This is a genomic window from Photobacterium satsumensis (assembly GCF_050336935.1).
GTDB classification, from domain to species: Bacteria; Pseudomonadota; Gammaproteobacteria; order Enterobacterales; family Vibrionaceae; genus Photobacterium; species Photobacterium satsumensis.
This window is the reverse complement of the sequence record NZ_JAKJSK010000006.1, coordinates 2,601,726-2,628,251: the sequence shown is the minus strand read 5'-3', so window position 1 is coordinate 2,628,251 and position 26,526 is coordinate 2,601,726. Positions and strand designations below refer to the sequence as shown.

Here is a 26,526-nt window from a genome sequence, read left to right as displayed (position 1 = left end):
ACCGTTAAAGCCAGAAGAAACCACACATCTTTCTTTGATAAAGGAATTATCCATGAAGAAAAAGCTCAGTTATCTCGCCCTCGGGGCATGGGCAATCAGCTGTTCATCAGCCCTTGCCGCTCCACTCGCACTTGAGTTGGAACAACTCGCCAATAAAGCAAATCAAGCGTTGAACGATGTCTATGCTGCTTCTGAGAGTGCCGGTCTCACCGAGTTAGGTGACTGCTCTTACAGCTGTGGCGGACACCCTAATTGGGATATCACTGCCGGGTACTATTTCGTTGAGGTAAATGGCGTTAAAGTCTATGTCCGATACGGTGCGCCAGTTCGCTTTTCTACCAGTATCTACCGCAATGAAGGTGCTCAAACCGACTTCTTTAGCCAACTTGCTGGCATTGATATCGATAATTACCATACCGGTGTTATCTGGCAGGATAAATGGCCTGATTTTTTCGTCGATAAAAGCCTACCCTCGGATTTTACCCAACAAGCGCAAAATTCACATGCTGGTTGCTTCTTAGCGTACCAGCCCGTCAACAGCTATGCTCCCAAGGCCAGCTTTTATGCTGAAACGTCGGGTTGCCCCGACCCGGTAGATGCTGCGGTTGAATCAGGAAACGCGTTACTTATCCCTGATCGGAAATCTGTTTTACAAGCAATCCTGAACGTCATTGAAAGCAATCGCATGCAGTACCAAAACGCAAAAAATGCGATTTTTAATCTCACGGCAGAGGGCAATGCCAAAGAAGATGGGAGTAGCTTGACTGACCTTTCATGGGACCCAACCCATGACGCGAGTACGTTTGTCCCAACCTATGGCGTGAATGAAGCCATCCTGTACACCAATGATGTCTATGTATCAGGGAAAACGGTCTATGAAAAAGCCATCGGTGTGATCGGGGAAACCACTGATAGCCGCTACCTTGTTTTAGGCTCTAATCCAATGCGCACTTGGCAGCGTGGCTTTGAGACCAATGACCAAACACTCACCTTCCTTGAAAACAGTATTCAGTGGTTAACGGGCAAAACGCAAAGTGACATTCTCACCAACGGCTTGAACATCGTTATTGCACAGATGGAAAATGGCTATTATTTCCCCGATGAAAGTGCCACGCGAAACTGGCTGGATCACCGCTTCCCAAATAAGATCACTTACAACCCGGCTAGAAGCTGTAACGGTGATGCCTTAGCGAGCTGTATTACCCCGCAAACTGATTTACTGATCATCTCCCAATACCTTCGTAGTGGCGAGGACGCAGAGGCCATTGCAGAACAAGTGAGCGTTGCACAAGCGCAGGGTATTCCTGTTATGTACCTGCACCATGATGGCAACCAGACAGCGCTGGGCAAACAGTTATTCCAACACTTTAATGTCAGCTACGAATGGGATAATTATTGGAAAAAGTTAGGGCTTAAGAGTTATGACATCACATCTCGTCAGGGGTTATTGCCAACCGATGTCGAACAAGTCAAAACCATGGTCACGCATTTTCTGGATCAGAGCTTTAGTACCGACTTAAGCCAATGTAATTCAAGTTGTTCAAACATCGACAGCTTCAAGGTTGAATTTCAGCAGGCTGCCACTCATGTTCGAAATATGGCCAACAGCTTCGACAGCAACAAAGTCGATTTATTCAAACAAGAGGGATTGAAATACCAAAAACTGTTGGTTTTACTCGCCGACTATTTCCGCCAGTCCGTTTCGTTTCCAATGAATATGGCTTCGACAGATACCACGACCTTTATGGAGTCTTATTATGCCGATCACGTACAATATAATTACCGTGAAACGAACCCCGCACAGCCTGATTTAGGCAACTTTAGCCGAGGTAATTTCAGCCACATCACACCAAGCGAAAGGACAGTCACACTCACCAGTAAGGCACACTTCCAATCTGCTGGGGTTTACGCTTTGCCCGGGCAAACATTCGAGGTAACCAGGCTAGATAACAATGACGCGGCTAATACCACTGTCTTTATTAACTCCTTACGCTCATCGGCTTCCAAGCCATTTGCCACAAGTGGCTACAAACGTCCGAAATACCTGCAATCGGTTAAAATTGCTCTTCAGCCGGGCGAAACACTCAAGGTGACGTCCCCTTATGGTGGGCCGGTACAGATTGGCTTCAGTGGCGAATCTGGACTTCCCGTAACACTCGCTTTCAAGCAAATTGGCCGTCATCCTCATTGGCGTAGCAGCGATGACAACGACAGCTTTGCGCAGGCCATCGAGCAAGGTGACTTTGACTGGGCTGAAGTGGCTACCCCCTATTTTGAGGTACATTCAACCTTATCGAAAATGCACTCCACGTTATCCAATGCCAACTGGTCAACAGCCGAAGACTTAGCAAATGCAACCGATGCTTATATGCATGATTTTCCTCACCTTCTCGCTGGATTTAAAGGTGACGGTATTACTGAAATTCCAGAGGTTCATGATTTTGCTGCCCAGCAGGGTTGGACGATAGACAGCCATACGATTGTCAAGCATATGAATGCGGATCAACCCACCTGTGGTTATGGCTGCTCAGGCAACCCGTATGATGCTGGCTGGGCCTTTAGCCCAACAGGTCATGGCGATATCCATGAACTAGGACATGGCTTAGAAAAGGGGCGTTTCCGTTTTAGTGGCTGGGAAGGACATGCCAGTACTAACCCATATTCCTATTATTCGAAAACCCAATTTTTCAAGCAAACAGGTCAGGCACCAAGTTGTCAAAAACTGCCGTTTAAATCCATGTATGAAACACTCCAAACAGCGCAAAGTCAGCCTGATCCCTTTGCCTTTATGCAGCAAGCCAACTTAACCAAATGGAATCATGGCGTTGCGATTTATGTTCAGATGATGATGGCAGCTCAAGCCCAAGGCGTGCTGCAAGACGGCTGGCACCTGCTCGCGCGTCTGCACATATTGGAGCGTGAATTTAACCGAGCCAAAAAGAATGAATCGGAATGGTCACTTAATAGAAATAACCTAGGATTTGGCCAGTATTCTTATGATGAGATAAAGTCTATTAGCAATAACGACTGGCTCGCCGTGGCTATCTCCTATGTCACCCGCCTTGATTATGGTAACTACCTCAACATGTGGGGATTATCTGTCTCTGAGAAGGCACAACTTCAATTGGCTGCACACGACTTTACCGATGTTATTATTCAATACTATCAAGCTGACGGTAATGATTACTGCTATGGCCTGGATAAGCCAACGTTACCCGTCAATGGCACAATGCGCTGGTCGGGTATCGATCCCGGGGAAGGGACTGATGTTGCTTTCGGTAAGCCAGTCACGATCTCGAGTTATTATGATGAAAGTCGATTCCCGGCGAGCAACTTAGTGGACGGCAAGTCATCGACAATCGTCCATTCACAGCGCGGCAGTTCAGAGTGGATAGAAGTTGACCTAGAAAATAGCGCTCAAATCGATGCGCTTATCTTGACCAACCGAGCTGATTGCTGCCAGTCACGGACTGAAAATATCACGCTTGATCTACTCGATGACTCTAGAAACATCCTATGGTCTTCTGGCCCATTAGGCATTCAAGATGAGTGGTTATTCGATGCCCAGTCTGGGTTGCCTCGTTCGTTAACCCGCTATATACGGCTGGAGTCAAACAACCAATATATCAATATCAGTGGGCTCATGGCTTACAGCCAACAATAGTCGACAGAAACAAGCACTGATTTTTATATAAGCAACAGAAAAGCCGCCGTACTCTTATCGATTACGGCGGCTTTTTGCTACTTCATCACGCTAGTGCATCCCTGACTCTTCGGTACACGGTCACCACAAACAGCACCGCGGCCCCACTGAACAAGCCAATGGCGGCATTCACAAATGCTGGAAGCATCAAAGCGCCACCGGGAACAACTGAGGCTTGCTGAGTGAGATGATCGATCAATATGTGGGAATGAGGCATGCTGTGCACCACAATGCCACCGCCAACCAAGAACATAGCAATGGTGCCGACGACAGCAAGGAACTTCATCAAGTAGGGAGCCGCTGTTATCAAGCTCTCACCAAACCCTCGCTTCAATGTACCCGGATCACTGGTTCGGGCAAGGTACAAGCCTGCGTCATCCAGTTTTACGATACCCGCTACCAAACCATACACACCAATGGTCATCAACAAGGCAATGACACTGACCACCAGCACTTGAGTCAACATAGCGGCTTCTTGCACCGTTCCAAGCGCGATAACAATAATCTCAGCCGACAAGATAAAGTCGGTTCGAATCGCCCCCTGAATTTTCTGTTTCTCGAACTCGACAAGATCTTCAGCGGCATCCTTCAGCTCAAGTTCGTCGGTATCCTTGGGCCTAGCTGGATGAAACATCTTCTCTACGACTTTCTCGAATCCTTCAAAGCAAAGGAACAAACCGCCAATCAACAGCATCGGAGTGATTAACCAAGGGGCAAATGCGCTGATCAATAGGGCTGCCGGCACCAAAATCAGCTTATTGCGAAAAGAACCCTTGGCAACGGCCCAAACCACAGGGATTTCGCGCTCTGCACGAACACCAGACACCTGCTGGGCATTCAATGCCAAGTCATCCCCCAGAACCCCTGCGGTTTTTCGGGCAGCCACTTTGCTCATTACCGCAACATCGTCGAGTACTGTGGCAATATCATCCAACAGGGTTAACAAACTTGCTCCGGCCACTAAGCACCTCTTTCTCTTTTAATGTACTGAATGATATCCAAGCACCTTGAAGTTACTTGGCTATAACTGTAGTGAAGATTCATGGGTTCTAGCCACCGCAAAACAGCATTCAATAGACAGCATCTATTCAAGAATTTCATTGAAGATCTCGCGGCATCGAGGATCCCCCGCTAGAATGTAACAAGATATTACCATTAATCAGCCCCTTGGCGAGATAGATATTATTCAGCGGTAGCTAAACAAACCGTTACTTTGGGAATTCTTTTTCAGTCACATTTCATTATCACGGAAGCTAGCGTACCTATTGCGAGGTGACGAGCTCATGGCAATTGCCATTGTGTTGATAGTGATGGTTGTGGCATCCATTGCCTTTCATTTTCTTAGTCCATGGTGGCTAACCCCAGCGTCATCCAATTGGGGCGAAATAGATGGTGCCCTTAACCTGACCCTGGTGATCACTGGCGCGTTTTTCATTGTTATTAATTTGATGATCGCCTGGTTCGTGATCAAGTACCGCCACCGTAAAGGGCATAAGTCCACTTACCAACCAGATAACAAACGGCTTGAAGCCTGGTTAATTGGTTTAACGACGGTTGCGATTATCGGCCTGTTAGCGCCGGGGTTGGTGGTATACGGCAAGTTCGTTGCTGTACCCGATGATGCTAAAGAAGTCGAAGTGGTCGGCGAGCAGTGGAAATGGAGCTTTCGTTTTCCCGGTGAGGACAACCAGCTCGGTAGATCGAATGTCCGTTTTATTAGCCCGACCAACCCGTTAGGTCTGGACCCGGATGATCCGGCCTCTGATGACGATAAAATTATATTGAGCCCAGAGTTACATTTACCCCTCTACTCCCCCTATAAATTCTTGCTCAGATCCAAAGATGTCCTGCATGATTTCAACGTCCCGCAATTTCGCGCAAAGATGGATATGGTGCCCGGCACCGTCACCCATTTTTGGTTGACTCCAACCAGGCGGGGTACCTTCGATATCTTGTGCGCAGAGCTCTGCGGCGTTGGCCACTTCAATATGCGTGGCAGAGTCGTTGTTGAAGATGATGCCCAGTTTGGCCGCTGGCTTGCTAAACAGCCCACCTTTGCCCAAACCCAACAACCAGCATCAGAAACAGATCAGCCTATCACCGATCCTGTCGAGCATGGCAAAACACTCTCTGAAGTGAATGGTTGCATCGGGTGCCACAGTATCGATGGCAAACCCGGCGTGGGCCCAACTTGGCTCGGGCTATATGGTAAAACCGAAATTATGTCTGATGACACGGAAGTGCTCGTTGACGATGAATACCTCAAAGTCGCTATCCTCAACGCTAACGCTGAAATAGTAAAAGGCTATCCAGCCATCATGCCGGTTTATCAATTTAGCGATCAGGAAGTAGACGCCATTATCGCGTATATAAAAGCTGTTTCCGCCGGAGCCAATAACGAGGGAGCCGAATAATGTTCGAAACCAGCCCCTATGCTGTTAAGAAACCCCCGCAATCCTTCTGGACCAAATATGTCTGGAGCCAAGACCACAAGGTCATCGCCATCCAATATACACTCACAGCTATTGCGATGGGGATGATTGCCTTGGTGCTTTCTTGGATAATGCGGCTTCAACTTGGCTTTCCCGGTAAGTTCGACTTCATTGACGTCAACCTCTACTACCAGTCAATGACCTTGCACGGCATGATCATGGTAGTGTACCTGCTTACCGCCTTGTTCCTTGGCGGGTTTGGTAACTACCTTATCCCCTTGATGGTCGGGGCACGGGACATGGTCTTTCCCTACCTCAATATGCTCAGTTACTGGTTCTACCTACTGGCCTCATTGATCTTAATCGCGAGCTTTTTCGTGACCGGAGGACCGACCGGAGCTGGCTGGACCCTTTATCCCCCACAAGCCATCATGCCCGGCACCCCGGGAACTGACTGGGGCATCGTGCTGATGCTGCTATCACTGGCAGTGTTCATCGTCGCCGCGACCATGGGCGGGTTGAACTATGTCACCACGGTACTGCAGGCCCGCACAGAGGGCATGACCCTGCTCAGGATGCCGCTAACGGTGTGGGGGATCTTCACCGCTTCAGCTATGGCTCTGCTGGCCTTCCCTGCTTTATTGGTCAGCGCGATTATGATGCTGTTCGATAAACTGCTCGGTTCAAGTTTCTTCATGCCTGCGATTTATTCCATGGGGCAGCAAGCTGGCTATGATGGGGGTAGCCCGATCCTGTTCCAGCACTTGTTCTGGTTCTTTGGTCATCCCGAAGTGTATATCGTTGCCTTGCCCGCATTCGGGATTGTCTCGGATTTGATCAGCATCCATGCCCGCAAGAACATCTTCGGCTACAAGATGATGGTCTGGGCCATCTTGGGCATCGCTGCATTGAGCTTTATTGTTTGGGCCCACCACATGTATGTCAGTGGCATGAACCCCTACTTTGGTTTCTTCTTTGCCACCACCACCTTAGTGATTGCGGTGCCGACGGCAATCAAGGTCTACAACTGGCTATTTACCCTCTGGCGCGGCGATATCCACCTCACCCTACCAATGCTTTTCGCTATCGCCTTTATGAGCAGCTTCATCATAGGCGGGCTAACCGGTTTGTTCCTTGGCAATGTGATCGTCGACATCCCGCTTTCCGATACCTACTTTGTGGTTGCGCACTTCCACATGGTTATGGGGGTCTCACCTATCTTGGTTATTTTCGGCGGGATATATCATTGGTATCCGAAAGTCACAGGCAAAATGATGAACCAAACCATGGGCCATATCCATTTTTGGATCACCTTCCTTGGCACCTACGCGATTTATTTCCCTATGCATTACCTCGGGATCCTCGGTATGCCCAGACGCTATTACAACTGGGATGACTACAGCTTTATTCCCGAGTCAGCACAGTCCATGAATGCCTTCATCACCATTGCGGCCTTGGTGGTCGGGGCAGCCCAGATCATCTTCCTGATCAACCTGTTCTGGAGCTGGAAATTTGGCAAAGTCGCCGACAGCAACCCATGGCAAGCCACTTCGCTGGAGTGGTTCACCCCCGATACACCACCTAAGCACGGTAACTGGGGCGAAGCACTCCCTGTGGTTTATCGCTGGGCCTATGATTTCAGCGTACCCGGCCATGACAAAGACTTCATTCCGCAAACACAGCCTCCCGCATCGGTACAAGAGCCTGCGCCAGATTCACCAGGAGGGAGTGGCAGTGAATCGACAGCAAAGGCCAATAAGGAGCGCTCATGAACAAATCATTTCAAACGCTCACCCAAGATCCTGATGCTCGCTATGCCAGCCAACGCCAAGCACCAACATCCACAGCGGTATGGCTACTTATTGCGGTGATCACTATGTTTTTTTTCCTGTTTACCGTTGCATACCGGATCAGGATGGCATTGCCCGACTGGCAGGCGATCAACGAGCCCTGGCAACTTGCGGTCAGTACGGTGATGCTGGTGATGAGCTGTGTCACCATGCACCTGTGCTATCGTAAATCAGCACTGCTGCCGTCATTGCGTGCCAGCCATACCCTGCTCCTTTGGTCTGTCGCTTTTACCCTCGGGTTTGTCTTTAGCCAACTGTGGGCATGGCAAGCACTACTGGCTGCCAACGTGGGTGTCGGAGCGAATCCGGCAGCAAGCTTTTTCTATTTATTAACCGGGCTACACGGTCTTCACGTGCTCGGCGGACTCATTGCCCTGAGCTGGGTGGTGTTCCATGCGAGTAGCGGTCACCACAACCAGCTCTATCCCGCACTGCGGCTTTGTACCCGCTACTGGCATTTTTTGCTATTCGTCTGGCTGTTTTTACTCGGCCTTCTCCGATTGACGTAATGGGAGGTTATTCCTATGCCTCGCTCTATTTATACCGATGACCATCCGACCCACCACGCGTGGGCATCGATAGTTAATGACTACTCTGCCGACAAAGCGGTATTCAGTGTTTCATCCAACAAAACCATGATGTGGATATTCTTGCTCAGCGATATCTTCGTCTTTGGTTGTTTTCTGGTCGGCTACATGGCAGTCAGAATGACCACTACCGAGCCTTGGCCAATTCCCAGTGATGTTTTTGCCCTGACCATCGCGGGACAATCTATCCCTCTGGTGCTGATTGCAATCATGACATTTATCCTCATAACCAGCAGCGGCACCATGGCTATGGCGGTTAACTGCGGCTATCAACAAAAGCGCGGGGCTACCGCATTGTTAATGCTAATCACGGCTTTATTTGGCCTTAGCTTTGTCGGCATGCAGGCATTTGAGTGGACCAAGCTGATAGAAGATGGCTTTAGGCCTTGGGGGAATGAAGCCGGTGCTGCCCAGTTTGGAGCCTGCTTTTTCATGATCACCGGCTTCCATGGCTTACACGTTACCGTTGGCGTGATCTATCTACTCATTGTGGCATGGAAGGTTTGGCGGGGGGATTATGAACGCCGAGGGGGCAATCAATCACAGGGAAATTACGAGATCGTCGAAATTGCTGGCTTGTACTGGCACTTCGTCGACCTTGTTTGGGTCTTCATCTTTGCGTTTTTCTATCTCTGGTAGCTATCTCCTGTAGGAAGGCACGCATATGACTAGTTCAACGAAAAGTAAAACACAGCAAAAACACCCCATCAGCCTTTATTTAGGGATCTGGTTACTCCTGTTTGTCCTGAGTGCCTTGTCTTATATGGTGGATTACTTCCAGTTAGAAGGGCTATTACGCTGGAGTTTAATCTTGCTCTTTATGGCTTTAAAAGCGGGCCTAATCGCCAGTATTTTCATGCATATGCTGTGGGAGCGAATGGCATTGGTCTGCACCATCTTCCTCCCCCCGCTCGTACTCTTGGTACTTATTGCCTTAATGGCCAGCGAAGCGGGCTATATCTTTTCTCTCAGGGAAATATTCTTTAGTTAATTGTCGGTCGACACTTCATTTGCTTCGTTGCGGTAAAACTCAGGCAATGACGGTGGGACGGGTTGCCAAGCCTGTCCCTCCCACATCTTTTTATAACTGTAGTCAAATAGCTCTGTCATAAACTCTCCGCTGTAAGGTGAAAGCTCTTCCTGAGCCTGAAAGTCTTCATCAATATAGGCTAAGTTGAAATGTATACCCTGCTGGCGGGCGTTGTGGTAGATATGCTCAACATCGCCGATCCCCTGATTGAGCATTAGGGTACTGATCGCCCTTTCGCTAATGCGGCTCAACCGATAAGAGACCGGTTGAAACTCCGACTTCAGATTGCCGTTTCGAATTACGTAGAGGTTCTGTTCAACGTTCACGTCACGCAGATCAACCCACGGCGGGGCAAAGAAGACCTGGCGTACCACCCCACCGTCGACATGTAGCTCATCGAATTGTTGACCATTATGATTAAATTCAATTTTTCTTGCCGGAAAAGCGCCCGGGACGGAACTGCTGGCAATGATCAACTCTTGGATCAATGCGGTTGCTTGCGGAGTACCATACTCCGCTATCCTGCCTATATTCCATAAGGCAAGACGCTGATTGTCGATATTGGCCGTACCTATAATCAACTGCCGGCCATGTTTGCTCTGCTTAGCAATTTCAGCAACTAATTCATCGGTTACGACTTGCTGGACTTTTTGCTCAAACGGAGAAATATCAAGCAAAGACTGGTAACGAAAAAGAGTGAAAATATTTCTAAAATGAAAGAGATCGCTAAACTCGGTCTCCGTATACAGCTCAGTGAGCACATCGTCATAGTCACTGCCGAGAAACGCAAACACCGAAACAATTGCGCCAGTCGAAATACCGGTTACCACATCAAACTGCGGCCTATCGCCTTGTTCAGTCCACGCCGTTAAAATACCAGCAGAAAAGGCACCATTAAACCCGCCTCCAGATAAAGCCAAGTAGTTAAGGCTTTGCCTATCTTGGTGCTCCTCAATCCAGCTTTCAGTATTAGTTTGGATCATGGAATTTAACCCTTCTGGATTAAATTCATCCCACATTCGAATTTCTTCAAAAGACAAGGGCATCATGGTGTAGGTTACGGGGTCAGCACTACGCTCAGTGCTACTGCATGCCGATAGAAATACAACCAAAAGTAAACTTTTCCAGCTTCGCACCCTATACCCCCACAATCCCCATAACATAACATAACAGTGCATTGCCTAATAATGACGACTGTATTGTATGGGTAATAGCTGTCGGTTGGCTGAATATAGTGATGAGTATAGAAATCCTGTAAAGTCTCTGAAGAGAAAAACCCGCCAAAGTCATTACTTTGGCGAAGCTGTATTAACCAATCTAAATAGATTTAGAACCAAGCAACGACCTGATCCATCTCACGCCGTGTCTTGGCAAACGGAGGCTCATCTTCTCGGTAACCCAACGCGACCATCACCGCGGGTTGATAGACATTAGGATCAATACCAAAGTGCTCTTCCAAAACACCGACGGTTTTGTCCATCTCAAAGCCTTCAATAGGGCAAGAATCGATACCCAGCAATGCGGCAGATGTCATCACATTGCCTAGCGCAATATAAGCCTGACGCGCTGACCATTCAGTTATCTGCTGTTTACCTTCAATGTGGAAATCATGCTCTTGGAATTTCTGAAATGCACCGTTGATAAAACCAATCACTTCTTCGGGCAACTTCTTCACTTCACGCATGTGTTGCTGCTGGTACTCCGAATTGTGCTTCATGGTGGCATCCGTATGAGCAAGGAAGATCACAAAGTGGCTCGCTGTGCCCAACTGGCCTGCGGTGCCATTGAATGCGCCATTGGCACCCCAGCTAAATTCACGGAACAGTTCGCGTTTCTCAGGTGACTGCACGACGAGGAGCTGCCATGGCTCAAAGCCAAATGAGCTAGGTGACAAACGTGCCGCTTCCAAAATGGTATTGAATTCGTCATCGCTGATCTTTCGAGTAGGATCAAACACTTTTGTTGCATGACGAGAATTGAATGCTTCTAGGATCTGCGCCTGAACACCATTGGTTTGTTTGATATCTTTCATGTACTAGCCCTATTTCACTTCGTTATGGACAATATTTCTCACGCCAAACTATGCAGTAGCTACCAAGGTAGCCTGATGTTTGATGAAATGCAGTTTGATACTTTTATCGAAAGAGAAAAAGGGCACTTCAAACCAATAACTATGGACCGCTTAATCCATAATACTCCAGCCAATCCTCCCCTGTAATGCCCTGTAATACTCAATAATCACAGTGTGTTTAATAGTTAAGTTAACTATCAATTGCCCAATCATTTACTGGCAATTGGTTTTAAAGCCGGTTTAACTAATAGGGATATATCATGTGTACTCGTATTTTTAACAACCAGAATAATGACTATCTAACAACAGCAAGAAACATGGACTGGGCAACACAATTACCGACATCGCTCTACACATTCACAAATGGCCTAGATAAATCCGGCGAAAGCAACCTTAACCCAAATACACTCACATGGACTTCACTCTATGACAGCGTTGTTACTATTGTTGCTGGAGAAGAAAAGGTTGTTGGAGCTGAAAAGGTTGTCGGAGCAGAAAATGAAGCAGGCCATTTTGGCGCCTCAGACGGCATGAACTCTGTCGGGTTAGTCGCTAATGTATTGTACGACAGCAATGCACAGTATGAACGGCAAGAAACCCAAGGCCAGCCTTATAAAAGACTCGATGTGTTACGGTGGGTACAATATGTCTTGGATACCTGCTGCTCAGTAAAAAAAGTGGTCGAGAAATTCAACGAAAGCAGTGACATTGAGCTTGTGGGCTCTAAGGTTCCAGCCTCAGATAAACAAGCCTCACTGCATTTATCTGTGTCAGATATCATTGGCGACTCAGCCATTATTGAAGTTGTCGACGGTAAATTTCAGGTCCATCTGAGTCCGTCATTTCAAGTGATGACCAATGAGCCTAGCTACAGCGAGCAACTTCGAATCAATCAATATTGGCGCTGGCAATGGAGTGAAAATAACCCTTTCCCGAGCCATACAATCCCCGGGGGACCATTTCCTACCGACCGTTTTGAACGTGCTTACTTCAACATGCACCACTTAAAAATGCCCACCACGATGGCAGAATCTTTAGCACAATCTAAATCCGTGATTATGAACGCCTCAGTGCCAATTGGCTTTGATTTCGGTACAGACAGCCACCCTAATATCGCACCCACACTCTGGTCAACGTTATCCAGCCACAATGAGCTGAAATATTACTTCTGCAATGCACGCACAACAGGCGCTTGTTGGGTTGATTTAGCCAACTTGAATCACAATCACACAGTCGCCAAAATCGACTTAGTTAATTTCGCCAACGGTAAATTTAGCAATCATTCTTATGATGGTTTAATTAATGAAAAACTCGAAGCCACCACAGACCCGTTTGCCCGAGTCAACCAACACGCATCTAACTCACATTTCCGGAGTGAGTTTGATCTGGCCTAAACCTCTCGACTTATATTGAAAATCCTCATTACTGGATGAGATTTCTATACCTATCATAGGAAAGCCGGCACTTGTGGGTATGGAGTAAAAAGTATGTCGGCTTTCTTTATCGTACATTGGGTAATTTACCCTTAAGGTAAGGTATGCATCATCCGATCCCAGCGGTTCTGGAAAGCAACTAACCAACGTGGGGGCGCTTTACCCGTGCCGGCCGGTTCCAGTTTATCGTGGGCCAGTGTTACGTTGGCCAGCATGATTTCTTGCTCGGGTTCAACATCCACCATCAGTACATGACGGCCAGAGTTGAGCACCTGCTTAAAGCGCCGGAACTGATAATGGAGCTCTTGGAAACCAAATAACCCCCCTTCCCAAGTAATAAAGCCCAACATAACGATAGCCAGCATAATAAACGGTAACCAGCCGACGCTATCAACTACCCCAGAGGCATAAGCAAAGAAAAGAACAACAGCTGCAACCACAACCCCAATGACAGCTCCAATTTCAGTGGAGTGGATAACGTCATTGCGCATAAACGATTTGACGGGATGGAGATGTTGATGGCTGGCAACCTCGGCATCATTGTCGGTGAGCACATGGATTTGAGACGGGCCGAGTCCACTCAACTCTAGCTCGTATTCCACCAGCTCTAGGTCGTCTAAGTCATCGCTAATGTAAAAGACCCGAACCATGATGGCCTCCTGACATTTAGATTCGACGGGTTTGTTATTAAATTTTAATACATCTTTCACAGCCGTGACGGTATTAAGGGAGAATTGATAAAAAGAATGACAAATTACAGAGCGAGTTGTAGAACGCCTACATTAAAAAAGTTATAAACAAAGCAATTAATTACAAGAACTATAAAACAGAATCATGATAGAAAAACAAATCCTACCCACTTTTACCTCTTTGAGAGGTTCTACCTATCGCTGCATTAGGAACAAACAATCAAGCAGCATGAACAAATAAGCTCACAAATCTTGAAAAATAGTAAATAATATTTTCCAGGTCAGAAAACAGACAAACAGATAAAGTAAGCATTCAAAGATCTGGACAAGGTTTTGGTTATATCGATAAACTCGTCTTATTCAAACATGTTGTCATTTATATAAACATTTCTGACACGATTATTAAATGGAAATAGACTCAACATATTGCTCAATTGTTCGGGCGAATGGAGGGTGCATAAAATAAAGGATTGAAAACTATGAGTAACACACAATAAATATATGGCGTATAGCCGGAGAAAGAGAATGAACCAAAAACCAAGCCTAATCCTGACATCTACAACACTCACGCGGAAGCATAACCGTAACCAAAGGGCGGTAAACCCGAGAATGACAAGATCCCAGGCGGCCAAAATGAGGGCGGCGATAGCACAGAACCAGACCCAGACCCAGACCCAGACCCAGACCCAGCAGAGTTAAGCTAGATGGCAGCAAAAGAGTTTAACTGAGGTATAGAACATTCATGATACCCAGTAGCTTTCACTGCCAAAGATAGAATCGATTATTATAAATATAAACAGCTTGTCGTTATTTCAAATCATACAAGCTAGTAATGCAGATATTGGATTACACGCTTGATATTTCTTAACTTCATAAAAATGCTTTACTAAAAACTAACACCGTATACGAGTAAAATATCACAATCTAACCCTATTAATTACCATGATTTGCCGCGTTATGCTTCTTGTCGGCGGTTATTACTATGGCTTAAGTCCAATATTACTCACTTTAGCCTTTGTTTTTGGCCGATTTGCATTCATTAAAGGCAAGGCAAAATCACGCGAACAATGCGCACTCTGTTAGTCATTTGGATCATTATTACCCCCGTCTCCCTACAAATTTAGGTTAAACCATGCCAAGAAACTGTATTTATAACGACATAGTGGCTCGCGACCATCAATATCTTAACATCGAGCTAAAAAACAAAAATCGATATAGACAACTGATGAATATGAATCAGATGTCAATTAATAACGTAGTTAGACCGAACATAATTGTTGGTAGTGAATTTCAGCGTATTGATATCAGTCAGAAGCAGTTTCTCATTGTTCAGTTTGACCATCAATATGATGAGGTCGCCTTTCACTTAACTTGTACCCTCCTGGATGATGTTGCTCTTAATGAAAAACCGTCGATCCGTATGCATGTTTGGAAAAGTAGTAAATACCGGCATCAGGGCATGTTTGGTGCAATGACCGACCAGGTCTTGCTGGAGTACCTGTTGGATAGGTACAACCTTATCGCAAGCGATAACCACAACACGCTTCTAGGCCGACAATACTGGACGGATACCGCGAGTTATATCTTAGAGCGTGGATTATACGTTTACCGCTATAACCGGCTGACTCGCTCAATTAAAGAAATTGTGAATCATGAAGAGTTAGTCACCAATAATTGTGACCTATGGGGCGAAGGCCAAGCCTACTCCGATATCTTGTTAGTGTTAACCGATGATGAAATTTTTAGTGGATAGAACATGTTTATTAAACTAGAAAACGAAACCCTTGTTATTTCACACGGTGATAAGAATTTCACCATCCTTCATGAATCTGGGTTAGGCGCGACTATCCGAGCCGTATCAATGAAGGTGATTGCCATCGATGGTAGGTACCAAGCGATATTCAATTTGGATGAGAAAGGCGACAACTTTGTCCATATTGAATGCATTACTCTTGACGAGTTGGATCAAGTGGCTGATTTTTTGAACATTTAATCAGCTCAAGAAAAGTAATGCATATCGTTTCCAATCTGACTTTAAAAGCGAGTTTCTTCATTAAACAAACAGCCCGATTAACTCACCGGGCTGTTTTCAATAATAGCTGGACTCTATAGCGCAGAGAGGAAGCTATCGATCTTATCTTTATGAGCGGCTTCAACCTCAGGGGTTGGGATCTTCATATCTTTGTGTGTGAAATACACCAACAGTGCCATCTGTGCTGTTAGTCGGTTTTCAGCCTCATCAAAGATCAATGAGTTATCCGCCTCCATCACGCCACGGGTACACTCTCGCTGGTCATTGGCTGGCAAGCAATGCATGAACATTGAGTTAGGCCCAGCCTTAGCCATCATGTCTTCTGTCACCACATACTCAGGGATGAAGGTTGAAAGACGAATCTCTTTCTCTTCTTCCTGACCGAACCAGTAGAAGCTATCTGCGACAATAATGTCGCAACCAGCCACTTCATCGGTGTTGTCAGTAATAACCAACTTGCCACCCGAGGTTTCACAGTTGTCCAAAGCAATATCAACCCACTTCTGAGGTGCCTTGAAGCGCTCAGGGCAAATATGCTTGAAGGTCATACCAAACTTGGTGCAAGCGAACATCAAAGAAGACGCCACATTGGTCGCATCGCCCACGAACGCTACCGTCAAATCACTCAGTGCTTTGCCTTCAGGAAGGTGCTCCTTCATGGTAAACAAATCAGCCATGATCTGGGTTGGATGTAGCCAATCACACAGTCCATTAATAACAGGAACACTGGCATTTTTTGCAAGCCCTGCGACAGTATCGTGCTCATCAACGCGCGCCATAATGACATCTACCATGCGAGATAGCACACGGCCAGTGTCTTCTAGTGACTCTTTAGCCCCTAAGTGGATATCCTTTGGTGATAGGAATAATGCATGACCGCCCAGAATTGTCGCTGCAGTTTCAAAAGACACACGCGTTCGAGTTGAAGGTTGCTCAAAAATCATCGCAACGGATTTGCCTTTAAATAGCTGAGGAACGGCGTTATCTCGGCGTGCTTGCTTCAGCATCGCCATCAGCTCTAGAATCTCTTCAAGCTCTTGTTTGGTAAAATCCTGTGTTTTAAGAAAATGGCGCAGGTTAGGTTTAGTCAGTTCAGTTGCACTAGAAGATGGAAGTCTCATTTTCGTATCCTTTTACCAGAGTTAATTTATTCATCCAGCAATAACACCGTGGTGTATTGCTTGGTTGAATTCAGTATCCAGAAAAAAGAAAAACGATTCTGAAATTAGAATCACTAATCGGTATAGTTATTTCCACTTGAATAACTATATTGACGCATGTCACATCGACTAAATATAAATCATATTGCTTTTCGATATCCAATTTTAATACGTCATTCAGACAAAAAAACCCGCCATAGCAAAGGCTACAGCAGGTTTTAACCAAGACTAGCATTCAATTTACATAATCAGTTTAGTATCACTACTCGAGGTAATTGTTTAGGTAAATACGTTCCTAAATAAGCTTCAGTGATCACAATAGCTTCTCGTGCCATTTCTGGTGCAATATCACCATTTTCTCGATAATTCATCGAGTAAACCTTATCTGCAACCTGTAAGGCAATTGCAAAAATATTGACATCACTAGGCAATTCAGGAAGAGCGAAATATTGCCGGTAGATGTTTTCTACTTTTTTTCCCAATAAAAGATCATTTTGCGCATCAGCCTGTCTGACTGAGGAATAAGTATGCTGCCCTAATAAAGTGTGCTGCGCCAAAGGAGCCAAACGATAATAATCGACAAAGCTCTGTTCTATCATTCTGTTAATATCAGACCAATGATGAACGTTTTCAGCCACTATCGCGTCGTCTAATACCCTTTCAAAATCATCGAAAACCTGGGTCATTAACTCACAAATCAAAGACTCGATATTCGGGTAATGATGGTAAACCGTTGATGCCGCAATAGCCGCTTCTTTGGCAACATCATAAATTGAAATTGAATTCACCTCCCTCTGTGATGCTAGACGAATTGCCGCTGAATGGATCCTTTCAAGTCTCTTCTCTGTCGACTCTTTTCGCATTGAATAACCTATCCGTGTATATGTGTACCAGAATGGCCTGCCATGATATCTGAGGCCTTATGGAGTGAACCAATATGCCCAATCCCTGACGTTTGAGACGCAAAGTCACAACATGCCTCAACTTTTGGCGCCATAGAACCTGCAGCAAAGGTATATTGCTGTAGCTGCTCAACCGTTACATCATAAAGTGGCTGCTCTGTTGGCTTGCCCCAATCCACGCAAACATAATCACCATCGGTCAAAATAAGAAAATGCTTTGCACTCAATTGCTTGGCCAGCACAGCCGCAGAAAAGTCTTTGTCTATAACAGCCTCAACGCCACTAATTTCACCCTCATTCTCAATCACCGGGCAGCCACCACCACCGCAACATATTACTGTATGACCCGCATCGAGTAATGTGCGTATACTATCAATTTCAATAATTCCCTGTGGGAATGGTGAGGGGACAACGCGGCGCCAGTAGTCTCCATCAGGCTTAATTTTCCAGCCATATTGCTCAGCCTTGGCTTGCGCCGTGTGTTTATCGTAAACCGGCCCTATGAATTTATTTGGATCACTAAAGGCAGGATCGTTTTTATCTACTGATATTTGTGTCACAACGGTACTCACATGGCCATTTCGGATATATTTCTTCATGCTCTGAGCCATCATATATCCAATCATGCCCTGGGTTTCTGCGCCCAATACATCAAGCGGATAAGGTGGCGCATCGGTATAAGCTAAATTTTGCAGCGCAAGTAAACCGACTTGTGGTCCATTACCATGAACAACAACAACCCGATAATTTTCACTTAGTTGAGCTAACGCTTTCGATGCAATATCTATATTACTGGCTTGGTTCTCATAACTCATTAATTCGCCACGTTGCAGAAGTGCATTTCCACCAACAGCGACCACGATTATTGGTTTTTCACTTGTCATACTGCTTGCCCACCTTATCTATCAACAAGAAACTGCTAGTTAATTTAGCGTCAATGATAAATATCATTATTTGATTAGAATCAATTTTATCCAGCAAGTGGTATTGACAGCTTTTAATTATGGTCGCAGTCACGACTTTGACCTTCATATATTAATGATGTCCGATAAGTGATTCTAATAACGAATATCTACGCACCTTCAGCATAAGATTTATTCCGTGAAATATAAATCAGACATCAAGCATAAATAACGTGTAACAATCACGGAGATATCATTATGGAAACACAAACCTCAGGCGGAAAGATGGGGGTCGGCAGTCTTGCCCTCTTTAGCCTATGTGCTGTTATTGTCGTCGATACCTTAACAGCCTCTGCCTCTATTGGTGTGAGTGCTATTGGTTGGTGGTTAGTCACCCTTATTGTATTTGTCATCCCCTATGGATTAATCACTTCTGAACTGGGCACCACCTATCCGGGCGATGGTGGTATTTACGACTGGGTAAAAAAAGCGTTTGGCTACAAATGGGCGGTTAGAACCACATGGTTTTACTGGATAAACGTAGGGCTATGGATGCCTGCGGTCTACATCATGTTCGCCGGAATGTTTGCCGAGCTCTTTTTCCCAGGCCTTTCTCTTATGTGGCAAATCGCTATCTGTATTGCGTTAACTTGGCTCACCATCTGGATCTGCAATGTTTCGGTGGATGTTGGCGTATGGGTCACTAACATCGGGGCAATCCTTAAAGTCACTGTTATTTCCGTACTTGGCTTCGGTGGCTTCTTCTACGCTGCCAAGCATGGTGTCGCAAACGAATTCTCCCTTTCGGCAATGATGCCCAGCCTCGACACTGGGGTCGCTTTCCTGCCTGCTCTGGTATTTAACCTGATGGGCTTTGAACTGGTCGCAACCATGACCAAGGAAATGAAAGATGTACGTGACATGCCAAAATCCATCTTCCTTGCTGCTGCGATCACAGCCTTCCTGTATGTTTTTGGCACTGTGGGCATTTTAATGGCTCTACCGGTACAGGATATTGGCTTGGTTGCTGGTATTGTTGACACACTGCGCAAGCTCTTTGGTACTGGCGCATTCGGAACAGGGATGGTTTACCTGATTGGCACTATGGCATTGTTAACCTTTATCGGCAACATGGTGACCTGGACTATGGGTGCTAGCCGAGCGGCAGCAGAAGCGGCGAACGAGGGTGAACTGCCTGAAGCTGTCGCCAAAATGTCTGAAAAGCACGATACCCCAGTGGGCGCTAACAACATCACCGGTATTCTTTCGACTGTGGTTATTCTGGCGTATGCCGTGTTTGCCCAAACCAGTGATGACCTTTTCTGGTCGGTCTTTGCTTTCTCAAGTTGCATTTTCCTTCTTCCTTATCTGTTTATGTTCCCTTCATACCTGAAGCTGCGTATCAGTGATCCAGACACAGAACGCCCTTTCCGTGTACCGGGTGGACTAGGCGTACAGTGGGCATTAAGTATCATCTGTTTTGTTGTCATCGCCCAGGCCGTGATCCTCTTTATCTTCCCTGAGCTGATCGATATGACCGTCAACTGGACATACAGCGCACCAGTCCTTATCGGGGTCATTCTGACCGTGGGAATCGGCGAATACTTATTGAAACTCGCCGTCGTTAAAAAGAATGCACAACAAACAGAACAACCAAACCAGCAACCTTCTCATAGCCATTAAGATAGGATGTTTAGCCATGAGCAAACGAATTGATTCAACACCAAGACAAGATGGTTTCAGAATGCCCGGCGAACACGAGCCCCAAGCCGCTGTGTGGATGGCCTGGCCAGAGCGTACTGATAATTGGCGCTTTGGCGGAAAACCCGCACAAACAACGTTCGTCAACGTCGCCGAAGCCATTTCTCAATCAACCCCGGTGAATATGGTGGTCAGTGCCCAGCAATTTGAAAACGCACGTCAGATGCTGCCGGATAACATTCGATTAGTCGAAATGAGCACCGATGATTCGTGGATGAGGGACATTGGCCCTTCCTATGTCATCAATAGCGAGGGGCATAGGCGCGGCGTAGATTGGCATTTCAACGCGTGGGGAGGATTGGTTGATGGACTTTACTTCCCATGGAATAAAGACGACGCAGTCGCACAAAAGGTTTGCGAGTTTCACGGTGATGCCAGCTACCGTGCCCCCATTGTTCTCGAAGGGGGTTCCATTCATGTTGATGGCGAAGGAACCCTCTATACCACAGAAGAGTGCCTGCTCCACCCTAGCCGAAATCCAGATTTATCCAAAGAGGAGATAGAGCAAGTGCTTTATGATTACCTCTCTGTGGAGAAGGTTATCTGGATCCCAAATGGTCTCTACAATGACGAGACCAACGGCCATGTCGACAACCTTATTCACGTTGTTCGTCCCGGTGAAGTAGTACTGACTTGGTGTGAGGATAAAGCTGACCCACAATATGAAATCTCTCGCCATGCTTTAGACATACTTGAGACACAAACTGACGCGAAGGGTCGTAAGATAAAAGTACACAAATTACCTATGCCGGGGCCTTTATTCATATCAGAAGATGAAGCTAATGGTGTCGATGTCTCTGATGGGATGGAGCGTACTCCGGGTGAACGTCTGGCTGGCTCTTATGCTAACTATCTGGTGACCAATGACCAGATCGTGTACCCGTTACTGGATGATAAGCTCGATTCAGAAGTAGAAGATTTACTCAACGACCTTTATCCGGGATACAAGATCACTGGAGTTGATGCGCGAGAAATTCTACTAGGCGGAGGGAACATTCACTGTATTACCCAGCAAGTTCCTTCTATCTAATTGAAAAATTGAAATCGTTACTTATTTAACCAATTAAAAGCGAGCCTTTAAACCAAGGTTCGCTTTTCTTCCCTTTCAAACTGACTTTTCACTGACACTTCCCTGACACAACACGTGCATAAAAATCGTACATTTCGCACCTTGATTTTGTCCCTTACCATTGCAGTTTAAAAGATGAAAAAAATCACTTTGCTTCTGGCTCTATTTGCATCTGTAACCTTAACCGGCTGCCAACTGACCCACATTGAAGGGGAAGTTGACGGCGTGAACATCAAGGCATCAACTAAAGATGATCACCACAGCCACGGAAACGGTAGCTTCTGCCCACCAGGCCAAGCAAAAAAAGGTAACTGCTAACAAGCAGTACACTGAATGAAGCCGCTTTTTAAAGCGGCTCCCAACTTCAGCGCCTCCCTGAACTCTCGCGAGCCTTTATACAGAAATCCGTTAGGTTATACTGAATAAACACCTGAACAGTTTCATGGAGGAACCTATGGATATATCCGATCAAATTTATTGGATATTATTGCTCGCAGGAGCGACCTGCTTCATTGCTATACGTTTCATCGAAAAGTTCATGAACCGCAATAAAGACAAAAACAAAGAGTAGTCGCCGACAGCCTCTATAGTTTTGCTCTATCAAAAGGCTTAATTGATATAGCGGTAGACATCCAACCCGTGCGTGTCGATATCGGTCTCTGTGTTACTGACAATGTCTGCCAGTAACTTGCCCGACCCGCATGCCATGGTCCAGCCTAGGGTACCGTGACCGGAGTTGGTGAACAGGTTCTTGATCGGTGTTTTACCTATCACCGGGGTACCATCTGGCGTCATCGGTCGCAGACCAGTCCAGTACTCGGCGTTCTCTATCTCGCCACCTTGTGGGAACAAATCCTGAATCACCATGGCAATGGTTGCCTTGCGTTTTTCAGCCAAACCCAAGTCAAACCCAGCAAGCTCAGCGGTACCCGCAACTCTAATTCGGTCATTAAATCGCGTCATAGCCACCTTGTACGTTTCGTCCATCACGGTAGAAATGGGCGCGGCATCACCATTTTTGACCGGCATCGTCAGGGAGTAGCCCTTCACCGGATAAACAGGTACAACAATACCAGCTTGAGATAAAATCTGGGGCGAATAGCTGCCCATCGCCACCACAAAGGCATCGGCCTTGATCTCACCATGGCAGGTATGTACAGAGGAAATGCGATTATTGTCCACCTCTAATCGGGACACGTCGGTATCAAACAGAAATTTAACCCCCGCTTGCTCGGCGAAAGTGGTGAGCTGTTGGCAAAACAGGTAACAGTCCCCTGTTTCATCATCCGGTAGGCGCAATCCTCCCACCAGCTTTTCTTGCACCGATGCCAACGCGGGCTCTGCAGCAATACAGCCGGCGACATCGAGTTCCTGATAACGAGTGCCGCTTTCAGCCAATAGCTCTATATCTTTTGCTACCGCTTCTAACTGCTTATCAGTACGGAACACCTGCAACGTGCCCTGTTGCCGCCCTTCATAGTTCAAATCAAGGTCGTTACGCAGTTGCTTCAGGCACTCCCGACTGTAGTTGGCGATACGCAGCATACGGGACTTATTTACCTGATAACGGGCGGTATTGCAGTTTGCCAACATCTTGCTGGCCCAGAGGTATAACTCTGGCGAGACCGAGGGCTTGATTTTCAACGGTGCGTGTTCCTGCAACAGCCACTTCATGGCTTTGACCGGAATGCCCGGAGCAGCCCAAGGCGATGAATAGCCGTAAGAGATCTGCCCTGCATTGGCAAAACTGGTCTCCTCGGCACTGCGCGGTTGGCGATCGATTACAGTGACATCATGGCCGGCTTGGCGTAAATACCATGCCGACGTCAAACCAACCACACCACTCCCCAATACAATAACTTCCATCTGAACCCTCAAATCAAAGCAAATCAATCAAATCAAATCATCCAGACAACCTGGATTAACAACGCATTATTGTGCGAGCAAGAATCCATCATTTACATTCTGCTAACAATCGATATTATTTAAGGGCTGCATTTAGAAATACTAAACACAAACTGTGTTCAGTCCCGTAAAGCCATTTCGAGGTTTAACCCGTTCGAGGATTATTGTGAGAGCAAGTACATTTGCCGGCCTGGCAACCTTCGCCGTTGTCGCCAAGCATCAAAGCCTGACCAAAGCGGCACAAGAGCTGCACCTCACTACTGGCGCGTTAAGCCAGCAGATCAAACAGTTAGAGCTGCGGCTTGATCTCACCTTGTTTCTCCGTCATTCACGGGGACTAACATTAACAGACGATGGCAGGCAATTATTTGAAGTGGTTGATCTGAGTCTCCATCAAATCAGGCAAACATTAGCAGAGCTAAAGACACCGGAAACCAGTTCGGAGATCAGGCTCAAACTGACGCCGTCTTTTGCCTTCAAGTGGTTGGTGCCAAAACTCCATGACTTCAACAGCCAGTACCCCGAGCTTAAGGTACAAACCTTCGCCGATGGTGCGCTGGTTGATCATCGGTGTGATGACGTGGATTTGGTCATTGATTACTGCCAGTTCGGCGGTGATACCAGCGGCGGTAATACCAACGACGGTGAACTGTTGCTTGAAGAGCACCTTGTCCCAGTCATGAGCCCGATGTATTACAGCAACTTCAATTGGCAATCAGAAAACATATGGCAAGACGTCACTTTGCTACACGATGCGATGCCATGGCAGGGAGCTCAGAAAGATCAGGAATGGCAGGGCTGGTTTGATTCAATGGGGCTAAAGCTTTCCCATTCGCCGCAAGGGCATTACTTCAACCGCACCGATATGGCAATGGCTGCAGCAGAAGCTGGGCTAGGCGTCGCCCTTGCCCGGCAAGCATTATTAGGTAATGAAATTGAACAAAACCGGCTAGTTGCCCCTTACCCACCTATCAAGGCTCAGGCAGGCTATTTCCTTTACCGTCAGCACAGTACAACCGCTGTTGAGTGCTTTTGTCAGTGGTTGAGTCAAACCATCTCAAAACGACACAACCAATAAGAAACTGCAGAAACAAAAAAGCCACCGTCTGTAGCTCGAATTTTAGAGCTGCAGGCGGTGACTTAGTTAAGGTAAAAGCGACTAGGTAACTAGCGTTTTTATACTGAGAATGCTGAGAAGAGCACGCCCAGAGTACCGATGATAAATACAGCCATTACCGCTTTGCTCGCCATCGGGCCATTGTTTTCTGCCGCTTTACCAAACAGGCCAAATACCAGCGGGTGAACCAGGAATGGGGTCGCAAAGATAAAGGTGATCATGCTAGCCGCTTCCGCACCAAACATACCGCCCTGAGTGGCTGCAAACAAACCAAAGTGAGACAGGCCAGATGCCGCTGCCATAGACGCGTTTTCGATTGGCATGCCAGCAAAGTGCAGGATGGTAAAGCTGCCGAATACTGCGGTGATCTGCCAGCCGAATGAGAACTGCATCAAGCCTTTGATTTCCATCTCGTTGTTGCCATCTGCCTTACGCAGGTTCTTAGTTGCTAGGTAAACACAGCCCAGACCAACAAGAACAAGAGGTAGCACCCATCGCACCAGAAGAACGCCGCTTTCTGCACTTGCTGCCAGAATGGTAAATACGAAGATATGGCCAAGGAAAGGCACGTTAATCATGATTGGGGCGCGACCTGCAGCGGTTGCACCGAGATCACCAGCCGTACATGCGCCGGTCAAGCCGGAGTGTGACAGGCCGCCAGCCATACCTGGTGCTAAGTTACGAACATGGTTTGCTTTTGCCAGGAAGATAAGGATTGCCAGGCCACCAAACATCCAGAACATCTGGCCCGCAAAACCGTATACAATCACGCTTTGTAGACCAGGGATGCTGAACGCTTCCATCATGTGCGAACCACCGACAAGGAAGCTACCGGTTAGTACTACAGGAATACCAGCAAATAGTAGCGCGTTCATTGTTGGGCCCAGTTTCCACTTAGGCATAGCCATACCTAGGCCTGAAGACAGTACCATCGCAAAGAAAATCTGTGGCAGGCCGATAAAGCCCGATACCCATTGCGAAATACGGAGCGAAAGGATCAACACCGCAATAATGGCGATAACTTCAATCACACCGCGCATCAGGTAATTACGCTTGTTGGCAATTTTCGCTTTGCTATCGATCAGGATCAGAGAGATCGTCATGCCTACGTAGGCTAGCGCCATGTATGACTCACCAAGCGGGTGAGAGCCACTGCGACCAGAAATCAGCGCAGAGACCATTTCGATACTCATAAGCAGTACAAAAGCACGGATCACATAGACCAATTGAGTACTCGTGGTACCAACAAACACTTCATGTTTACCCGGTTCAACCAAGCTTTCAACACTGCCCAATTGCTTCAGCAACAAGCGACGGATTTCCTGGCCACCAACAAAGAATGACGCAATCAGCGCAATCACTGTGGTCTGCCCCAGCAACACAATAACCGGGAAATCACTCAAACCAGGTTGAGCAAGCCCACTTTCCACAAATAGCGTACCCATTAGCAGACCGAAGACGACGATCATCAATACTGCTGAGTACTTAGTGCCCGCAACAACGGTACGAGCGAGTAAAACCATGATAACCACAGCTACCATGGAGAAAAACAAGTGATTGAAAGCCACTAGATAGGATAAGTTTTCCATCAAAACTCCAAATAAAACCGCCCATAAATAAGCGATAATTAAACTTATTTACCAGTAAGCATCCTTGCTTGCTCATTGAACATTGCACTTAAAAAAGTCGCTCAAAAAAAAAGGCACCGAACTTACGTCCGGAGCCTCGCTATATTGTGTAATAACTAGAGCGTTTATCACTATGTCAAAAATGTTACAGTGCAATTCAATCGTTACGATTTCACTAAAAATGGTTAGGTTTTATTTATATGAAACTACACCCTGTTCGATATTATTCTTAATCATTAAAAATCTCTTTATTTT

At 46.6% G+C, this 26,526-nt stretch carries 22 protein-coding genes; 13 read left to right on the top strand and 9 right to left on the bottom strand.

Annotated elements, in window-relative coordinates; translation table 11 throughout:
- The first annotated feature begins 52 nt into the window (after positions 1–52).
- Positions 53–3,664 (top strand): ImpA family metalloprotease, encoded by a 3,612-nt coding sequence (locus L4D79_RS11690; RefSeq protein WP_428651632.1) that lies wholly within the window; start codon positions 53–55, stop codon positions 3,662–3,664.
- Positions 3,665–3,749: 85 nt separating this feature from the next.
- On the opposite strand, the gene L4D79_RS11685 is transcribed toward L4D79_RS11690, so the two are convergent.
- Positions 3,750–4,664 (bottom strand): DUF808 domain-containing protein, encoded by a 915-nt coding sequence (locus L4D79_RS11685; protein ID WP_428651629.1) that lies wholly within the window; start codon positions 4,662–4,664, stop codon positions 3,750–3,752.
- Between the two features lie 322 nt (positions 4,665–4,986).
- On the opposite strand from L4D79_RS11685, the gene L4D79_RS11680 reads away from it, so the two are divergent.
- The 5 genes from L4D79_RS11680 to L4D79_RS11660 are packed head-to-tail and all read left to right on the top strand — an operon-like array spanning position 4,987 to position 9,563.
- Positions 4,987–6,117: a cytochrome c oxidase subunit II gene (locus L4D79_RS11680; protein ID WP_428651626.1), complete on the top strand. Its 1,131-nt coding sequence runs from the start codon at positions 4,987–4,989 to the stop codon at positions 6,115–6,117.
- The gene (gene ctaD / locus L4D79_RS11675) at positions 6,117–7,907 is read left to right on the top strand and encodes a cytochrome c oxidase subunit I (RefSeq protein ID WP_428651623.1); all 1,791 of its coding nucleotides are present in this window, start codon (positions 6,117–6,119) and stop codon (positions 7,905–7,907) included. Before L4D79_RS11680 ends, ctaD begins: the two co-directional genes overlap by 1 nt.
- Positions 7,904–8,494 carry a cytochrome c oxidase subunit 3 gene (locus L4D79_RS11670; protein ID WP_428651620.1) on the top strand — a complete coding sequence of 197 codons (591 nt, stop codon included), beginning with the start codon at positions 7,904–7,906 and terminating at the stop codon, positions 8,492–8,494. Before ctaD ends, L4D79_RS11670 begins: the two co-directional genes overlap by 4 nt.
- A gap of 15 nt (positions 8,495–8,509) precedes the next feature.
- Positions 8,510–9,211, top strand: coding sequence for a heme-copper oxidase subunit III family protein (locus L4D79_RS11665; protein ID WP_428651617.1), 702 nt, complete (start codon positions 8,510–8,512; stop codon positions 9,209–9,211).
- Positions 9,212–9,236: 25 nt separating this feature from the next.
- Complete coding sequence (locus tag L4D79_RS11660; protein WP_428651614.1) at positions 9,237–9,563, top strand: cytochrome C oxidase subunit IV family protein; 327 nt, start codon at positions 9,237–9,239, stop codon at positions 9,561–9,563.
- Here the strand turns inward: L4D79_RS11660 and L4D79_RS11655 are convergent.
- Positions 9,560–10,738 (bottom strand): patatin-like phospholipase family protein, encoded by a 1,179-nt coding sequence (locus tag L4D79_RS11655; protein WP_428651611.1) that lies wholly within the window; start codon positions 10,736–10,738, stop codon positions 9,560–9,562. The two genes, L4D79_RS11660 and L4D79_RS11655, sit on opposite strands and share 4 nt — an antisense overlap.
- 191 nt (positions 10,739–10,929) lie before the next feature.
- The gene (locus L4D79_RS11650; RefSeq protein WP_428651608.1) at positions 10,930–11,634 is read right to left on the bottom strand and encodes an NAD(P)H-dependent oxidoreductase; all 705 of its coding nucleotides are present in this window, start codon (positions 11,632–11,634) and stop codon (positions 10,930–10,932) included.
- Between the two features lie 299 nt (positions 11,635–11,933).
- Between L4D79_RS11650 and L4D79_RS11645 the strand changes: the two genes are divergently transcribed.
- Positions 11,934–13,067: a linear amide C-N hydrolase gene (locus L4D79_RS11645; protein WP_428651605.1), complete on the top strand. Its 1,134-nt coding sequence runs from the start codon at positions 11,934–11,936 to the stop codon at positions 13,065–13,067.
- 131 nt (positions 13,068–13,198) lie between these two features.
- On the opposite strand, the gene L4D79_RS11640 is transcribed toward L4D79_RS11645, so the two are convergent.
- A complete protein-coding gene (locus L4D79_RS11640) occupies positions 13,199–13,756 on the bottom strand; it encodes an NAD/FAD-utilizing enzyme (protein WP_428651602.1) in 558 nt (185 codons plus the stop codon).
- Positions 13,757–15,020: 1,264 nt separating this feature from the next.
- Here L4D79_RS11640 and L4D79_RS11635 point away from each other — a divergent pair.
- A complete protein-coding gene (locus L4D79_RS11635; RefSeq protein WP_428651599.1) occupies positions 15,021–15,548 on the top strand; it encodes a hypothetical protein in 528 nt (175 codons plus the stop codon).
- Positions 15,549–15,551: 3 nt separating this feature from the next.
- Complete coding sequence (locus L4D79_RS11630) at positions 15,552–15,788, top strand: hypothetical protein (protein ID WP_428651596.1); 237 nt, start codon at positions 15,552–15,554, stop codon at positions 15,786–15,788.
- Between the two features lie 113 nt (positions 15,789–15,901).
- Here the strand turns inward: L4D79_RS11630 and ptcA are convergent, their stop codons facing one another.
- From ptcA to arcC, 3 genes are all read right to left on the bottom strand, one after another.
- Positions 15,902–16,948, bottom strand: coding sequence for a putrescine carbamoyltransferase (ptcA, locus tag L4D79_RS11625; protein ID WP_428651593.1), 1,047 nt, complete (start codon positions 16,946–16,948; stop codon positions 15,902–15,904).
- A 287-nt stretch (positions 16,949–17,235) separates the two neighbouring features.
- Complete coding sequence (locus L4D79_RS11620; RefSeq protein WP_428651591.1) at positions 17,236–17,850, bottom strand: TetR/AcrR family transcriptional regulator; 615 nt, start codon at positions 17,848–17,850, stop codon at positions 17,236–17,238.
- An 8-nt stretch (positions 17,851–17,858) separates the two neighbouring features.
- Positions 17,859–18,773 carry a carbamate kinase gene (arcC, locus tag L4D79_RS11615; RefSeq protein ID WP_428651589.1) on the bottom strand — a complete coding sequence of 305 codons (915 nt, stop codon included), beginning with the start codon at positions 18,771–18,773 and terminating at the stop codon, positions 17,859–17,861.
- 276 nt (positions 18,774–19,049) lie between these two features.
- Between arcC and L4D79_RS11610 the strand changes: the two genes are divergently transcribed.
- The 3 genes from L4D79_RS11610 (at position 19,050) to L4D79_RS11600 (ending at position 21,939) form a co-directional block, all read left to right on the top strand.
- The gene (locus L4D79_RS11610) at positions 19,050–20,474 is read left to right on the top strand and encodes an APC family permease (RefSeq protein ID WP_428651586.1); all 1,425 of its coding nucleotides are present in this window, start codon (positions 19,050–19,052) and stop codon (positions 20,472–20,474) included.
- A 16-nt stretch (positions 20,475–20,490) separates the two neighbouring features.
- Positions 20,491–21,582 carry an agmatine deiminase gene (gene aguA / locus L4D79_RS11605; RefSeq protein ID WP_428651583.1) on the top strand — a complete coding sequence of 364 codons (1,092 nt, stop codon included), beginning with the start codon at positions 20,491–20,493 and terminating at the stop codon, positions 21,580–21,582.
- 174 nt (positions 21,583–21,756) lie between these two features.
- Complete coding sequence (locus tag L4D79_RS11600; protein ID WP_428651580.1) at positions 21,757–21,939, top strand: hypothetical protein; 183 nt, start codon at positions 21,757–21,759, stop codon at positions 21,937–21,939.
- 291 nt (positions 21,940–22,230) lie between these two features.
- Here the strand turns inward: L4D79_RS11600 and L4D79_RS11595 are convergent, their stop codons facing one another.
- Entirely contained in the window at positions 22,231–23,487 is a 1,257-nt protein-coding gene (locus L4D79_RS11595; RefSeq protein ID WP_428651577.1) for a D-amino acid dehydrogenase, read from the bottom strand.
- Between the two features lie 202 nt (positions 23,488–23,689).
- On the opposite strand from L4D79_RS11595, the gene L4D79_RS11590 reads away from it, so the two are divergent.
- Positions 23,690–24,604 carry a LysR substrate-binding domain-containing protein gene (locus L4D79_RS11590; protein ID WP_428651766.1) on the top strand — a complete coding sequence of 305 codons (915 nt, stop codon included), beginning with the start codon at positions 23,690–23,692 and terminating at the stop codon, positions 24,602–24,604.
- Between the two features lie 98 nt (positions 24,605–24,702).
- On the opposite strand, the gene L4D79_RS11585 is transcribed toward L4D79_RS11590, so the two are convergent.
- A complete protein-coding gene (locus tag L4D79_RS11585) occupies positions 24,703–26,232 on the bottom strand; it encodes a hypothetical protein (RefSeq protein WP_428651575.1) in 1,530 nt (509 codons plus the stop codon).
- Between the last annotated feature and the right edge of the window lie 294 nt (positions 26,233–26,526).